Origin of the sequence: Flavobacterium sp. W1B (assembly GCF_047344965.1) — a bacterium.
Lineage (GTDB): Bacteria > Bacteroidota > Bacteroidia > Flavobacteriales > Flavobacteriaceae > Flavobacterium.
Genome location: NZ_CP178845.1, coordinates 1,627,287 through 1,644,708, shown reverse-complemented (window position 1 = coordinate 1,644,708; position 17,422 = coordinate 1,627,287). Strand labels below are relative to the sequence as shown.

11 protein-coding genes are annotated in these 17,422 nt (G+C 35.5%); all 11 read right to left on the bottom strand.

Translation table 11 applies throughout. The annotated features are described in order from the left end of the window. Window positions 1-25: 25 nt before the first annotated feature. The 11 genes from ACMDB5_RS07195 to tgt all read right to left on the bottom strand — a co-directional run bounded on the left by ACMDB5_RS07195 (window position 26) and on the right by tgt (window position 17,195). Window positions 26-2,428, bottom strand: a complete 2,403-nt coding sequence (locus tag ACMDB5_RS07195; protein ID WP_414000324.1) for a family 20 glycosylhydrolase — start codon at window positions 2,426-2,428, stop codon at window positions 26-28. Between the two features lie 2 nt (window positions 2,429-2,430). Continuing rightward, entirely contained in the window at window positions 2,431-3,963 is a 1,533-nt protein-coding gene (locus tag ACMDB5_RS07190; protein WP_414000323.1) for an alpha-L-fucosidase, read from the bottom strand. A 162-nt stretch (window positions 3,964-4,125) separates the two neighbouring features. Continuing rightward, the gene (locus ACMDB5_RS07185; protein WP_414000322.1) at window positions 4,126-5,670 is read right to left on the bottom strand and encodes a putative Ig domain-containing protein; all 1,545 of its coding nucleotides are present in this window, start codon (window positions 5,668-5,670) and stop codon (window positions 4,126-4,128) included. 144 nt (window positions 5,671-5,814) lie between these two features. Then, window positions 5,815-7,065 (bottom strand): glycoside hydrolase family 27 protein, encoded by a 1,251-nt coding sequence (locus tag ACMDB5_RS07180; RefSeq protein ID WP_414000321.1) that lies wholly within the window; start codon window positions 7,063-7,065, stop codon window positions 5,815-5,817. A 659-nt stretch (window positions 7,066-7,724) separates the two neighbouring features. Then, entirely contained in the window at window positions 7,725-8,984 is a 1,260-nt protein-coding gene (locus ACMDB5_RS07175) for an asparagine synthetase B (protein WP_414000368.1), read from the bottom strand. Window positions 8,985-9,105: 121 nt separating this feature from the next. After that, entirely contained in the window at window positions 9,106-10,647 is a 1,542-nt protein-coding gene (dnaB, locus tag ACMDB5_RS07170; RefSeq protein WP_414000320.1) for a replicative DNA helicase, read from the bottom strand. Window positions 10,648-10,787: 140 nt separating this feature from the next. After that, window positions 10,788-11,741 (bottom strand): acetyl-CoA carboxylase carboxyltransferase subunit alpha, encoded by a 954-nt coding sequence (locus tag ACMDB5_RS07165; protein WP_414000319.1) that lies wholly within the window; start codon window positions 11,739-11,741, stop codon window positions 10,788-10,790. A gap of 223 nt (window positions 11,742-11,964) precedes the next feature. Beyond that, a complete protein-coding gene (locus tag ACMDB5_RS07160; RefSeq protein WP_414000318.1) occupies window positions 11,965-13,893 on the bottom strand; it encodes an LTA synthase family protein in 1,929 nt (642 codons plus the stop codon). Between the two features lie 141 nt (window positions 13,894-14,034). Beyond that, entirely contained in the window at window positions 14,035-14,916 is an 882-nt protein-coding gene (locus tag ACMDB5_RS07155) for a DMT family transporter (RefSeq protein ID WP_414000317.1), read from the bottom strand. Beyond that, window positions 14,903-15,991, bottom strand: a complete 1,089-nt coding sequence (locus tag ACMDB5_RS07150; protein WP_414000316.1) for an LptF/LptG family permease — start codon at window positions 15,989-15,991, stop codon at window positions 14,903-14,905. The genes ACMDB5_RS07155 and ACMDB5_RS07150 overlap by 14 nt, the downstream gene beginning before the upstream one ends. Before the next feature lie 73 nt (window positions 15,992-16,064). Further along, window positions 16,065-17,195: a tRNA guanosine(34) transglycosylase Tgt gene (gene tgt, locus ACMDB5_RS07145; RefSeq protein WP_414000315.1), complete on the bottom strand. Its 1,131-nt coding sequence runs from the start codon at window positions 17,193-17,195 to the stop codon at window positions 16,065-16,067. Window positions 17,196-17,422: the final 227 nt, after the last annotated feature.

The window sequence follows — 17,422 nt, the reverse complement described above, 5'->3', positions numbered from 1 at the left end:
CACATTTAATATAAATTTACCTAATTTAATCTTCTTCTTTTATCGCTTCAATTTGCGTTGTTGATAAAATGGTATTGAATACTTTTAAATCTTTAATTTTCCCAACAAAAGAATTAGTATCATTCCCTATCGTATTCAAAGGAAAAAACAAGGTTTTCATCACCCAAATAGAATCTTTTTTGCTCGCAACAGCGTCTTTTTTATCTCTCGTTGAAACCTTTTCTCTAGTTAGTTTTTTTGCTAATTCACCATTTACATACAAAGTTGTCGAATTATTATCTCCCGAAACCGCTATGCTACTCCATTTATTTTCAGGTATCGAAATACCAAAATCATAGTCATTCCCTTCATGCGAAAAACCAAGATTCCCTGTTTTTCCTTGTTTTAATTTTACAGTGGCATGATTTGATTGAAAAAGAACAGCATCAGCCTTATTGTTCTTCGCAGGTTTTATTTTAAAACAAACCGTATAATTATATCCAATTTCATTATGTGGCAGTTTCACATAGCTATTGTGTTGCTTAAGATTCAGTACTTTTCGTTTTCCGTCAGAAACATAATTTACATCTTGTTGTTTCTGAATCTTGTCCTCTCCCTTCAAGGCAAAATTTAAAACCAAAGAATCCTTAGACTTAATTATTCCTCTCAAATTCAAACCCGGACCTTCATTTATATTTTTTGCTTTTATTGAAAACCCATCAAAATCTACTGCTTTATTTGTTCCACTCCACATTTTTTCACTCAAAACCTGAATAGCAGGAAACACTCTGTCGGTAACATCTTGAGCCGTAATTCCGTTTTTGGCTACATCATTCCAGACGGCAAACATTCCGCCTCTTATAAAAGGATCCCCCATCTGAAAAGTGGTTTTCCCTATGCTAACGGGTTCCCAATTATTATAAATATGCTTTACATTTAAATAATCATAATAATATCCCGCTGCGGGAACAATGTACAGCAAACCATCCGGAGTACTAATTAAAGGATAGCCTAATTCCTTCATTTTTAATGGATCTGCAAAACCATTATACCAAGCATTCATGGTGACTCCTTTTGAGGTAACAGGAGTAATGCCTTGTGCATGGGTCAAAGCTCCCCAAACCCGAACATCCTTGCCAAAACTTTGCACATATTTTATAAAATGATCCGTGAATTTTCTAAAAGGTTCGGCTTCTTTTTTATCGTATTCGTCTGTACCAATATGCACTTCTTTGGAACGAAATACCGGTGAATCGCCTTCTAAATATTCTTTAAATACGTTTTCAATAATGGTATAGGTTTCTGGATTTTTTATATCCAAATGGTCTTTACCATATTCTTTACTTGCAATCTGCGGAAAAGCTTTGGAAAAAGCCAAAGAATGTGCCGGAACATCAATCTCAGGAATTATAGTTACGCCATAACTTTCAGCTAACAATTGCAAATCGATAAATTCTTTCTTGGTATAAAATTCTCCTTTGGTGGGAAGCTGAGGATAGCGCTCATTTTCTAATCTAAATCCGCTATAAGTACTTTCCCAATCATTATTGTAATGTTCTACAAAAGCATTATCATTAAGATGCAACTGAAAATCTCCCATCTTGTAATAAGCCATTAGCTTAACATAATCGCGTAAAAAATCAATCGTGAAATATTTTCGACCCACATCGAGCATGAATCCACGAACTTCATATTTTGGATAATCCCTTGAAATTCCTTTTGGCAAAGAATAAGTTTTGCTGTTTTGCTCCAATATTTGCAAAATGGTACGTGTTCCCCAAAAAGCACCTCTATATTGGGCCGCATTGATGGAAACATAATCTTGTATCGAAAGAGAATAACCTTCAACTCCCAAGGCTTCCTTGTTTCCGTCCAAAGACATAAAAATATCCCCAGATTTAGGAATCCCTACAATAGCTTCTGGTTTTATTTTACACAAATCAAATAAATCGTTTTGAAAAACTTTGGCCGCCTGCATTAATGTCGCAGCATATTTAGCATCTACTACAATTCTGGAATTGGATGTCAACGTAAAATTCCCTTCGGAGCCAACCCATTCTCTCAAAGATGGAATTACAAAAGGCTTTGCATTTCCTTCTTTATTTTTATAGCTCCCCTCTACCTTTATAGCAATAGGAATTTCTAAACTGGATTGATCTTTTATTTTAGTTGCTTTAAACAAAAGATTGACCGGAAGATCATTCAAAGGAGTAAAAACGATACCCGTTTTAGATACAACCGAAAGATTATCTGAACCTATTAATTCTAAGCTGAAACCTTCGGGAACCGCAGGCATCTTATAAAGTGAAATCCCTTTGCCGATATTTTTCTCCACAATCATTTTATCTCTCAGGAAAATCGAATCCAATTTACTCATTCTTGATTGAGCTGATCCTTGGATGGCTATCAAAGAAAACAAAATCGCTAAAGCATGCTGTTTGTAAGTCATAATTATTTTTTATCGGTTTTATCAAAATACAATCCCATTTCTGCTAAGGCCGGCTGTAATCTTGCCGATTCAATACGTAATCTTACCTTAGAAGTGGTTATTGTTGGAAACTCCAATAGGCGTTTGAATCCAATGGTAGTTCCTTCGGTTGCTATTTTCCATTGGTTATTTTCCCAATATTCAAAAACAAACTTTTCTACTCTTTGCCCAATGCGGATATTTTCCTGAAGCAATAATACATTGAATGTTTTTTCTCCTTTTAAATCCATTTCGACTGCATTATCATTTTCTTTCATCGAAAATAAATGATGGGTTGCATCGTTTCCGTCTAATAAGGGTTTTATTTTTTTTACTTTTCCAATAGCCTTAGCATTCTTTAACAAATTATCTTTGAAAATTTCATCCAGCTTAGCTCTCCATTCTTTTAAAGCCGCAACGTCAAAATCAGAAAACAATCCTCTTTTATCCGGTGGAATATTCAATAGCAATACGCCATTTCTTCCTACCGAATGAAAATAAATCTCTTTTAGATATTCCGGAGTTTTTACTTTTTTGTCTTGAGATTCATGGTAAAACCATCCTGGACGAATAGACACATCAGTTTCGGCGGGATACCATTTTAAAGCATCGCCATCTTTCAATTGACTACGACTTCCTAAAACACTACCTCTCATATCACCCGCTGGGGGTGTATCAACCTTGGTTTGAGAACCATTGTCCATTTTATTCTTTTTTCCAACGGGAACTACACTCCACTCTTCCTCACGTCCATGCCCAGTTTCTGTACCTACCCAACGTACATCGGGACCAGAAACTGCAATTACTGCCTGAGGTTGTAATTTTCTGATATGAGCATACCATCTTTCAAAGTCATACACTTGCTTTTTTCCGTTAGGTCCTTCTCCGTTGGCTCCATCAAACCAAACCTCATCAACTTGCCCATATTGAGTCAATAATTCCGTTAATTGAGCGACCATAACATCATTATAAGCATCACTTCCATAAGTCGGATGATTTCTATCCCAAGGTGAAACATAAACCCCAAAACCTACACCAAGTTCTTTACAAGCATCAGCAACTTCTTTGACCACATCGCCTTTTCCGTCTTTCCAAGGGCTATTTTTAACGGAATATGCCGTTGTTTTTGTTGGCCATAAGCAAAAACCATCATGGTGTTTGGCCGTAATAATTACTTGCTTGATTCCGGCATCTTTACAAGCTTTCACCCATTGTCTGGCATCTAATGCTGTCGGATTAAATAATTTCGGATCGTCTTTTCCTTCCCCCCATTCTCTTCCGGTAAAGGTGTTAATTCCAAAATGGATAAAACCCGTTAATTCCAAACGCTGCCAGCGCAATTGCTGTGGCGAAGGGACAATATTGGCAGCTACATCCACCAATTCCTTTTCAGTAATTGACGGATTAATTACTACGAAGTTTTTCTGTTGAGCATAACCTGAAAAAGCAATTGACGAAAAGGCCAAACCCATTAGAGTACGCTTTAAACAGTTTTTGACAGTATAATTATTTATCATTTTATTTATTTTTAAAATAGGGGTTTTCTCCAACACTTACCTCATAATTATGATTTCTTACAAAAAGTAAAACGCCCTGTAATTTCTTCAATAAGTAGTTCTTGAAAAACCAATTGAAACAAGTTTCAAAAAAACTAATGAATAGCGAAAACCGTTTTATCTCTATTTCTCTATTTGCAACATCACAATCCCGTGAGCAGGAATAGTGGTTTCATATTCATTATTGAAAGTTCCTAAATCTGATTTTGCCCAAAGGTTGCGCAGTTTTTGACTTCCTTCCAATTGGAGAACAGAAAACGGAAATTTTACACTCCTTGTTTCATTAGACAGATTCAATAAACCTACAACCAGACTGCCATCTTCCATTTGTTTGGTCCAAAACTCCGTATTCTCTATAGTCTTCACTAAGGATCCTGCTCTACCCAAAGCATCCTGATTCACGGCAATAATCTCTTCATTGGTAAGTAAACTAAGTGTGGCATCATCCATTAGTTCCATATTGGCACCAATTAACAAAGGAGCACTCAACATACACCACATACTCATCACAGTTCTTTGTTCTTCAAATGTTAAACCGTTCCTTCCTGCCTTTCCAGAACTTTGTGCCCCCACAGCTCCAATTTGCAAAATATCGGGATCATTCCAATTCCCCGGTTTTACATAGGCGGCTTTATCAGAAAGTTTTTTGAAGGCATTTCGAACTGAGGGCCAAGTATCGTGAACATCTTGTTCGGTGCGCCAAAGCTGACCTCCACTTTCGTCACCCCATTCCCAAACATTGCCCATACCATATTGACAAAGAGCATGCACGATATCCCTTTTTTGAGCTTTCAAAGCATCCGACATTAAACGGAAAGGTCTGATCAATTCCTCTTTTGAATTGTCTTTTGCCAAAGAGCCATAACTACACCAATCGTATTTTAAATAATCAAATCCGTTATCGGCAAAAAACTTGGCATCCACAAATTCATAACCATAACTTCCGGCCACTCCTCCACAGGTTATTGGACCAGGCGAACTGTATATTCCTGCCTTAAATCCCATTTTATGCATGATGGAAGGGAATTTTTTAATATCGGTGAAAAAGGTGTTTGGTATTAATTCATCATTCGAATCCCTTACCGAACCCACCCTTTCCGGAAGATTATTTGGTCCTTCATAATAACCATAAACGCCTTCTGCTCTTGTTTTTAATTTTGCCCATACGGGATCATTTTGAGCGGGTTGATTTGTCCAAGGATCATCAATTTCAATGACACTCCAACCATAGTTTTGCAAGCCTTTCTCTTTCATTATTTCGGCTGAGCGAATAACCTTATCCAAGGTTACGTTACGACCAAAAGAATACCAACTACTCCATCCCATAGGCGGAGTCAAAGCTAGCTTATCGCCAATGACCAACGTAAATGCTTTTGAGGATTTTCCAAATTTGTTTTTCGCTACCAATTCGATAACATACTCACCTGCTTTTTCAACAGAACCAGTTATAATTCCAGTGCTTTTTTCAATCTTAACGCCTTTTGGAAGTTTCTTTACCGCAAAACTCATCGGCCTGGCTCCAGTTGCTGGAATGGTATAAATAAACTCCTTTCCTGGACGCGCTCCATACAAACGTGGCCCGTTTATTTTAGGTTTTGACAATATTTCTTGGGCTTGGCTGTTCAATCCAAAGCTTAAGAGAGTAAAAAAACATAGAATCCATTTCATCTTTTAATGGTTTTAGTAGTTAGTATTCTTTTGGAGCGGAAGAGAAAAAATCAGAAACAAATATTCAATTTAAATCATCTTCTTTCGCTTTTGTAAAGTCTTATTTATTATTCAAGTTTTTATAATTTAAAAAATCAAGACTCATTATACCTTCTTCAAACGAAACAATTTGGTTTCATGACTTAGTACTTTCCCATTCCATTTTTTTCCTTTTCCTATTCCTTTATGCTGCCATAAATCTCTTATCTCATATTCTCCATTTAATCCCAGTTCAGCAAAATTAATTTTAGCATTCTGAGTTGTCCCAGCACGATTAAGGATAGCAATTGCATGATCTCCATTAGCCAATGGCCTTACAAAAACACTCCAATTTTCATTTTTTATTTTGCAAACTGCTTGCTTGCCTAATGCATCTTGATTTAGTGCAATAGCTTCTTCATTCAATAAAATACGTTTGGTTTCTGCATTCATATTACGAACATCATTAGTCGCTGCCAATGGGGAATTCATGATACACCAAAGACTCATTTGGCTTTGGTATTCTATATCATTACAACCTACACCACCCAAAGCACCAGAAGGTCCTTCTTTACCATAAAGTCCTACTACAAGCATGTCCAAATCATTCCAATGTCCTGGACCTGCAGAAGAAGCATAATCCTGAGAATAATCAACTATATCTAATATTCCGGCACCCCCTGAGTGTAATTCACCTCTAGTTTTTACTGGTTTAGTATTTTTCCATTTATCTCTCACATCTGCAGTAGTACGCCATAATTGTCCTCCTACTTGCCCTGCCCAAAGCCAAGGTTTACGATCTCCCCATTCACAAATACCTAAGGCAATATCACGACCGCTTTTGCGCAAAGCATCAGCAATTTTTTTATAGCGTGTTTTGGCAATTTCCATATCATCTGGTGCGCCGCAATAATCGTATTTTAAATAGTCAACATCCCAACTTGCAAAAGTTTTGGCATCTTGCTCTTCAAAATTTAAGCTGGCCGTATAACCCGCACAGGTTAGTGGCGCTGCATCTGAATAAATACCCAACTTCAAACCTTTGCTGTGTACATAGTCAGCAAGTGCTTTTATACCCGAAGGAAATTTAACCGGATCAGCAATAATGTTGTTTCTTTTATCACGACCACCTTGCCAACCATCATCAATAAACACGTGGTCGTAACCCGCTTTCAACATACCGCTGCTAACCATAGCATCGGCCATTTCGCGAATATCTTTCTCGTTAATATTATCTGCAAAATAGTTCCATGTCATCCATCCCATCGGAGGAGTTGGAGCCAATATAGATCCGTCAATTGCTTTAGATTGTGCCTTTGAATTTAAGCTTCCTAAACAAAGCGCTACTACAACAAGGCCAAGAATTTGTTTTTTCATTATGCTTTATATTTATATTGTTTTATGTAAATTGAGTAAAAATGGTTGTCAAAAAAACTTTATTATAAGCTTACCTATATAGATCTTTAATGCTTTAATTAAGAATCTATCAAAAAGAACTCTACATGTACTTTGCTTTTTTTACAACTATTATTATATCATTTTGGGTTTTAAATTAATAGATTTATATGTCTTTATTTTTTGGTTTTATTTCAAATATGTTTTACAATTCTACACGAATAAATCACAATATTTTTTTTCAATTAACACAAAAAATTTATTGTTCATAAATATTTGCCGAATAGATTTATAATATCATTTATTTAATGACAATTTCCCTCTATTTTAGAAAAAACCAAATCCAAAAATAGAATACTTTAATTTAAAAATATACCAGTACCCACCAGTTTTTTAACAATTAACATAAAAACATATTTCCCATTCTAAAGATTCGTAAAACCCCCAGCATAGAGAAACACAAATTCATTAATTAACACGCTTACTATCAACAACAAAACAAGAACCAAAAAAAACTTAAGATTAAACCAAAAGCTTTTGTAAAAAAGAAAACTCTTTTAAAGAATACAAAAAATTTCTACTTCTTAAAATCAAAAAAGCCAATCATGATTGATTGGCTTTGGTTTGTATAAATCCTAAAATTACGTCTTTTGTTTTTTCTTTCTGGCTGCAGGAAACAACACATTATTTAAGATCAGGCGATATCCAGGAGAGTTGGGGTGCAAATCCAAAACTGTTGGCGCATCTCCTACCTGATGCTGGAAATCCTCGGGATCATGACCTCCATAAAAAGTAAACATGCCTTTCCCTTTTTCGCCATGAATGTAACGCGCTTCCCCGTTCAGCTCACAGTTACCCATGATTAAGACATTCGATTTAATAAGTCCAGAATCAAAAGAAGTTGTCTGCCCCATAAAACCTTTCACCAATTGGGTATGATTCTGACACAGCATACTTGGAATAGGATCCCATTTTGCCGAAAATTCCATTAGGGTAAAATAATCTTTATCCATGGGAATCCTTCTTTTTTCGGTCATATCTATATCCGAGAATTCATATTTTTCAGGTCTTCTTTCTAAAACAAAATCTTTAAAGGCAAAGGAATTAGTATAATTCATTTTTGCCTGATAATTAGCATCGCTCTGGTCTCCATCAAACATAGGCTCGCAAATATCAACACCATCAGCTGCCAGAGCAATATCGAAGCTATCGGTTGCAGAACACATGGCAAACATGAATCCGCCGCCAATCACAAAATCTCTGATCTTTTTTGCGACAGCTCCTTTCTCTTGCGACACTTTTGGGTAACCTAATTTGGTTGCCAAAGCCTCTGCATCTTTCTTTTGTTCAATATACCAAGGTGTATTTCTATAGGCTCCAAAAAATTTCCCATATTGCCCCGTAAAATCTTCGTGATGTAAATGCAGCCAATCGTAAAGAACTAATTGATCACTTAAAACTTCTTCATCATATATAGGCGTAAAAGGAATTTCGGCATAGGTCAAAACAAGCGTTACCGCATCATCCCAAGGTTGCTTCCCTTTAGGGGTATAAACTGCAATTCTGGGAGCCTTTTCAAGAATAACCGTTTCCATGTTTTGAGAAGGACTCGCAATTTCATTTAATATACTAATTTGTTCACTATCGGATAGGATTTCGAAACTAACTCCACGAATCTGACATTCTTTACGTATCTCTATCGCATCGGGAAGCAAAAAAGAGCCACCACGATAATTGAGTAGCCAACTGGCTTTATAGTTCTTTTCTAAACACCAAAAAGTAATCCCATACGCTTTGAGATGATTCTTTTGCGTATTTTCATCCATCGGCACAAGGATAAACGAAGCTTTAGCAACTATTGAAATCATTAAAAAAAGGAAAACTGCAATTCTTTTAGACATCATTATAAACTATTTTGTATCAAAGATATAAAAGCACTCGATTTAAACGACCTAAAATTGAGTTTTTTAAAACCTTCTTTAAAAAACGAAAAATCCATTATTTCTAATGGATTTTTTTATCTTAAAATGGCATATCGTCATCATCATCTTCATTCAAATTACTCCCGAAGGCTTCATGAGCCGAAGGAAGATTTTTAGTTGCAAAAGGATTATCATCCTGATTCATAGAAGACGGCAAATCATCATAACTTCCGCTATAATCTTCCAAATTATCAAACTTACCTAAGTGTCCAATAAATTTCAAACGAACGTTTTCAATACCACCATTACGGTGTTTGGCGATCATAATTTCGGCCTGTCCAGCAGTTGGTGCGGCTTCATCATCATCCCATTCATCAATTTTATAATATTCCGGACGATACAAAAACGATACAATATCAGCATCCTGCTCAATCGCTCCAGATTCACGAAGGTCAGAAAGCAATGGTCTTTTACTGGATCCTCGGGTTTCTACAGCACGCGATAACTGAGAAAGCGCAATAACCGGAACGTTCAATTCCTTTGCTAATGCTTTTAAGTTTCTAGAAATTGTAGAGATCTCTTGCTCTCTATTTCCTCCACCTTTTCCGTTTCCTCCGGCAGTCATCAACTGCAAATAATCAACAATTATAATTCGTATACCATGTTGAGAAACCAAACGTCTGGCTTTGGCTCTTAAATCAAAAATCGATAAAGACGGCGTGTCATCAATAAAAAGTGGTGCTTTTTCTAAGTTTTTTACTTTCGTACTCAATTGCTCCCATTCATGTTTCTCCAGTTTTCCTGTACGCAATTTCTCTGAGGACAATCCCGTTTCGGAAGATATCAAACGTGTGATTAACTGTACAGAAGCCATCTCCAGCGAAAACAAAGCAACCGGCATTCCACCATCAATTGCTATATTTCTGGCCATAGATAATACAAATGCTGTTTTCCCCATTGCAGGTCTTGCCGCAATAATAATCAAATCACTCGGCTGCCAGCCTGAAGTCAATTTATCTAATTTCTCAAAACCAGTTGCTACTCCACTTAAACCTTCCTGACCTGCTATTTCTTCAATCCTCTTTTTAGCCTGTAATACTAAACTTTGTGCCGTTTCTGAACTACGTTTTATATTTCCTTGAGTAACTTCGTATAACTTTGATTCGGCTTTATCCAATAAATCAAAAACGTCTGTAGTTTCATCATAGGATTCCTCGATAATCTCTGATGAAATTCGGATCAAACTTCGTTGAATGAATTTTTGAAGAATAATTCGAGAGTGAAATTCAATATGCGCCGAAGAAGAAATCTTTTGCGTAAGTTGAATCAAATAGAAATCGCCTCCTGCCAAATCTAATTTTGCGTTTTTCTTTAATTGTGCCGAAACGGTAAGCAAATCAATTGGCTGCGTTTCTGTAAATAATTGAACTATTGCTTCAAAAATATGTTTGTGCGCTTCTTTATAAAAAGCATCCGGCTGCAAAATGTCAATTACATCATCTACCCCTTTTTTATCAATCATCATGGCTCCAAGCACAGCCTCCTCTAACTCAATAACCTGCGGAGGCAACTTCCCCTTTTCGAGGCTTATAATTGTTGTTTTGTCTACCTTAACCGGACTAATATTTTTGAAGTTTTCCATATAGCGAATGTAACATAAAATTAAAAAAAAATGCTGCTGAGTTATTACAAAAAAATGTTCATAAGTAGCCATTTTTTGTTTATAACCAAAAAAAAATCCGAAACGACAAGGCTTCGGATTTTTTATTAAAAAGTAAGATTTTACTCCTTATATTCGCCCATTTTACAGTATTTATCCATTCTCTGAGCGATTAAATCAGATGTTGATAAATCTTTCAACTCATTAAATGCTTTCATAATATAATGCTCTACTGTTTTGAAAGTAGTTTCTCTGTCATAATGAGCGCCACCTAATGGTTCAGGTATAATATCATCAATAAGTTTTTGTTTTTTCATATCCGAAGACGTCAACTTTAAAGCTTCGGCTGCCTGCTCCTTGTATTCCCAACTTTTCCATAAAATAGAAGAGCAAGATTCTGGAGAAATAACAGAATACCAAGTGTTTTCTAACATGTAAACACGATCTCCAACACCAATCCCTAATGCTCCACCTGATGCACCTTCACCAACAATAATGGTAACTATAGGCACTTTTAGCAATGTCATCTCAAAGATGTTTCTGGCAATCGCTTCTCCTTGTCCACGCTCTTCGGCTTCAAGTCCTGGATAAGCTCCCGGAGTATCAACAAGAGTAATAACCGGAATTCCAAACTTTTCTGCCATTTTCATCAATCGCAATGCTTTGCGATATCCTTCAGGATTTGCCATCCCAAAGTTTCTATATTGACGCGTCTTAGTATTATAGCCTTTTTGTTGACCGATAATCATAAAAGATTGACCTCCTATTTTACCTAATCCACCAACCATGGCTTTATCGTCTTTAAAATTTCTATCACCAAAAAGCTCTAGAAAAGTATCGCCGCAAAGTGCATTGATATGATCCATCGTATAAGGACGATTTGGATGCCTAGACAACTGTACACGTTGCCATGCTGTCAAATTTTTATAAATATGTTTTTTGGTATCAATTAGTTTTTTGCTGATTTGCTTACAAGTATCTGTAACATCAACATCTGACTCTTGACCAATAACAAGACATTTATCTAACTGATCTTCTAGTTCTTTTATCGGAAGCTCAAAATCTAAATATTCCATAGGATTTGTGCGGTTTTGTTTTTATTTTGGACTGCAAATATAAAATATTAAATCGTTCATAAAGCTATATTTTTTATTTATGTCCTAAAACTCTCTGTCAATATTTGCAATTCTATTCAAAGTCAAAGCAATACTTGGGAGCAATTTTAAATTTAATTTTTTAAAAATAATCGAAGAATTTAAATTTTTCGACTCCTTAATCTGAAGAATCATAATACAATTACTACTTATCTAGTTTTTTATTCACGACCCTTTCCATGTAATCTTGAATAAAAGCTTTGCAATTCAATTCAATATCATCCATCTCTGAATTCCTGTTTTTTATCAAATTATGCTTCAATGCTTTATCATTTTTATCATAAAACCCAAGGGCTTTTTTTCCGTCAAAAGTGCAAATATAATTCCCTCTTGCAAATTGATAAATATTCCCCGTCGAGTTAATCACAAAAGGCTGGCTTGATTTCTTGTCAAGCAAACTCCTACCCCAACTTCTAAATGGCTTATCATACCCAATCATATCCATAATAGTAGGAAAAATATCGATTTGTTGCGCAAAATCATCATCGACCCCCACATACTTACTATTTGGCTTGTAAATCATTATCGGCACTGCAAAACGATTAATCGGCTTTTGATATTCGTCATAGTAAATTTGGTTACAATGATCAGCAACCATGACAAATATGGTATTCTCAAACCAAGGTTCTTTTTTGGCCTCATCAAAAAAACGTTTTATCGAATAATCAGTATACTCGGCGCTTTTATGAATAGGCACACCGCCTTCGCGAAAACGGTTTTTATACTTCTCCGGAATCACATAAGGTTCATGTGAAGAAACGGTGAATACAGTTGCAAAAAATGGGGCTTTCTTTTTGTCTAATGTTTTCTTCATAAACTGAAGAAAAGGTTCGTCCCAGATTCCCCAGAAACCATCAAACTGAGAATCATCATTAAACTCTGTTCGTCCATAATATTCATCAATTCCCAAAATCTTACTGAATCCTAAGAATCCCATAGAACCATTGGCGGCACCATGAAAAAAAGAGGTATTATAGCCTTCACTTTTTAAAGTAGAAACAAGAGATTCTATTTTTTGTTTTGGATATGGCGAAGATGTAAATGCATCTTTAAACGAAGGTATTCCAGCCAAAACAGATGACATACCATGAATGGATTGCCTACCATTAGCATAAGCATTGGTGAAAATCATACTATGCTGGGCCAAAGAATCCAAAAAGGGCGCATGACTCTTATAATTCGGGATATTGGATTTTTTATTAAAAGCACCAATATATTCTCGCCCGAAGCTTTCAACAATCATAACAACTACATTGGGTTTTGTTTTTGGATTGTTGTGATAGCTTTTTACCGGTTGGACTTCCCTAGCAATAACTTGCGCATTAACATCAGGATAAGCCGGTATTAAGAAACTATTTGTGAATGCGGTTCTAATTATAGCAAAAGGAGTATTTAAAACAATGTCTGAATGCACAATGTTTTTCACATTACGACTAGCGTCCAAAAGATTAATAGGACGAGTCGATTTCTTAAAATCTCCTCCACGAATTCCGCCAATTACTAACAAAACTATGATTAAAAAACCCGCAGTAGAAAAACTAAAATATGGTAAATATTTTGTTGGTTTAAAACTCTGAACCCTAACTTTTTTGTATAAAAACACCCAAAGAAATGAGCTCAAAACAAACAACACAAAAACATACCAATACTCAACAAGAAAATTAAGAAATAAAGTAGTTTTATTTGTCTCGTGCTCCAAGACATTTAGAGCTACGATTGTAGTTCTGGCAAACGTAAATTTATAGTAAATAAAGTCTATAAAATTAGTAGCATAAGCCAATAAATTGGTGCCAAAATAAAGATAAAACAAAAACTTTTGATATCCTGCTTTTGTATTTTTCCAAAACGGCAGAATAGAAAAAACAATAAACAGCAAGTTTACATATAAAATAGCCGTAGTATCAAAAGCCAATCCATAATAACAAAGAGAAAGGAAATCAGAAACAGACTCAACTCTTAGCAAATCAGCATTGAAAAAATAAAACAAAACTCGAGCAACAAAATAAAACAGGTAAGCTAGAGAAATTCTAAAAAGTAAAACTTTATATTCGTTTAGGCGCAAGTGTTTTTGCATTCTGTAGTTGTTAATTAGTAAAACTTTGCAAAGGTATCACATTTAATTTGTTCGAAGCTGTTAAAAAAAGGGTAATTGAAAGTCAAAATCTTCTCAAAAACCCAATTTAAAAATCATCTACAAATGCGACACCAAAATGTATTAAACCGCTTTTTGTCTGTGTTTTATAATTCCATTTAGGATTACCGTTATAATAATTATCACGGCTCCGATATAAAACTCAAAACTCATTTTTTCCTTGCCACCAATTATAAAATAAGCCAAAACAATTCCGTAAACGGGTTCTAAATTAGTGGTAAGCATTACCGTATAAGGACTGAGTTTTTCCATTACTTTTACCGAAGCGGTAAATGCATAAGCGGTACAAATGGAAGCTAAAACTAAGATTAGCATCCAGTTATTAAAGCTCAAAACAAAAAAATCAGCAGAGAACTTATTTTCATATAAAAAATAAATAGAAATAAAAACCACCCCCGCCAGAAACTCATAAAATGATATAACGGTAGCATCATGATTCTCTATTAATTTTCCGTTCATCAGCGTAAACAACACGCCCAGAATAATAGAAGCCAATGCAAAGAGCATCCCGCTCAAATAACCCACCTCTACTTTCATAATCATCGCTAATCCCGCCATGATTATAAGTCCGAAGAAAACTTCATACCACAATACTTTTCTACCATAAAATATAGGTTCTAACAAGGATGCAAAAAAAGCGCCCAACGAAAAAACAGAAAGAGTTATGGAAACATTTGAAACATGAATGGCATGAAAGAAAAAGACCCAATGCAAGGCAATCAACAGCCCTACAAAAATCAATTTAAGAAAAGACTTCAAAGGAATTCGGAATGATTTTTTTTTAAAGACAATAAAAAGCGCCAGAAATACCGCCGCAAAAAGCATTCGGTACCAAACAATAGCATCGGCAGCAATTGTAATTAATGCGCCTAAAATGGCCGTAAAACCCCAAATAAAAACAATTAAATGAAGATTTAAATAACTTTTAAATTTATCGTTTTGCATTTCGTAGTAAAAATATAGCCAGAATTCCAAATACAATATTAGGAAACCAAACAGCTATCAATGGTGAAAAAGTGGATTTCTCTGCTAATGTGCCAAATATTTTATCAAAAAACACAAAGCCAAAAGCAACAGCAATTCCAATAGTTAAATTCATTCCCATTCCTCCTCTTCTTTTCATCGAAGAAACCGAAACGGCAATAATGGTTAAAATAAATGCCGAAACTGGCACGCTGAATTTTTTATACAAAACAACCATGTACACATTAATATTAGACGAGCCTCGCTTTTTTTCTTTATCTATAAATTGGTACAGTTTATTCAAACTTAAGGTTTCAGCTATATAAACCACAGGAGTCAAATCTTCTAAATCAAAACCGAATTTCGCTTTTTGCTCAGGCGATTTCACAATTTTATCTCCTAATTCCCCTACCGTTCTTTTAGTATAATCATACATTGTATAGGTACTGTCCTTAGGGTTCCATTTTATCCTACTGGCCGTAATTTTAGAAACTAACTTCTCTTTATCAAATTTTTCCAAAACAAAATTAAATGCCACTTTGGATTCTGTGTTAAAACTATTAACATACAGAAATTCATTGCTGTTTATTTGGCGAAACACATCTGTATTATCACCTCTCATCAACTCTTTTCCACCTGTTTTCAGATAGGTATACCTAAAATTATTAAAACCTTCGCTTGAAACCGGAACCACATAAAACCCCATTAACAATACAAAAATCGAAATTATGGAAGCCCCAATAATATACGGCTTTAAAAACCGTGTAAAAGAAATTCCTGAACTCAATATTGCAATAATCTCCGTATTATTGGCCAATTTTGAGGTAAACCAAATAATGGACAAAAAAAGGAAAATAGGAAATAAAGAGTTGGCAAAATAAATCGTGAAATGATAATAATATACCGCAACAGCTAGGAACGGCACTTTATTCTCGATCATAAAATTGATCTTTTCCGAAACATCAATAATAATTCCGATAGGTATAAACATCAACAACATAGCCGCAAAAGTGGCCAGATATCTTTTCAGGATGTATTTATCTAATATTGTCAACATAAAAAGTGTATTCGGTTAATCATTAATTCGGTTATTGGTTGATTCGACTAAACAAATAACCAACTCAACTAATTTACAAACGTTGACTCATGTTGCGCACCATCATCTCTTTCCAAGGTTTAAAATCACCTGCCAAGATATGTTTTCTGGCCTCGCGAACCAACCACATATAAAACCCAAGGTTATGAATTGTTGCGATTTGCTTACCAAGATACTCATTAGCAGCAAATAAGTGACGTAAATAAGCCTTAGTGTATTCCGTATCAACATAGGTGATTCCCATTTCGTCAATTGGAGAAAAATCGGCTTCCCATTTTTTATTTTTGATATTTATCGTACCGTTAGCTGTAAAAAGCATTCCGTTTCTAGCATTACGCGTTGGCATAACACAGTCAAACATATCGACCCCAAGTGCTATATTTTCGAGAATATTGATCGGAGTTCCCACGCCCATAAGATAACGCGGTTTGTCTTCGGGTAAAATTTCACAAACTACTTCGGTCATTGCGTACATTTCCTCTGCCGGTTCACCAACAGAAAGTCCACCGATGGCATTTCCAACTTGATTTGAATTGGCAATATATTCAGCTGATTGTTGGCGTAAATCCTTATAACAACTTCCTTGAACAATAGGAAAAAAAGCTTGATCGTAACCGTATTTTACAGGTACTTTCTCTAAATGATTCACGCATCGGTCTAACCAACGGTGTGTCATTTTCATCGAACGTTGGGCATAACGGTAATCGCAAGGATAAGGAGTACATTCATCAAAAGCCATGATAATATCGGCACCAATGGTACGCTGAATTTCCATAACATTCTCAGGAGTAAAAAAGTGGTATGAACCGTCAATATGCGATTTAAACTTCACACCTTCTTCCTTAATTTTTCGGTTTGCCGAAAGCGAATACACTTGATATCCACCGGAATCTGTCAAGATATTGCGATCCCAGTTCATGAATTTATGCAATCCACCCGCTTTTTCTAAGATTTCAGTTTGCGGACGTAAATATAAATGGTAGGTGTTCCCCAGAATAATATCCGGGTTTATATCTTCTTTCAATTCTCTCTGGTGCACCCCTTTTACTGAGGCTACAGTCCCAACAGGCATAAAAATAGGCGTTTCAATTACACCGTGATCTGTAGTAATACTTCCCGCTCTAGCTTTCGACTGCGGGTCTTTTTGTAATAAATCAAACTTCATAGTAACGTTTTTCTACCGATTGTTCGGCGGGCAAAGATAGGTTAATTTGAAAACTAGATAATTAGATAAGCTAAAAAATTAAAAATGTTTTATGATTTCTATTAAGCTCGCCCTCTTCCACCTATCCAATCAGGCTTTTCACCCTATCTTTATACCGCTACTATTCTTCATCTGAAATAAAATTTCAAAGGAGACATAGCAAAAATCACAAATAATCTCCTCTTCCA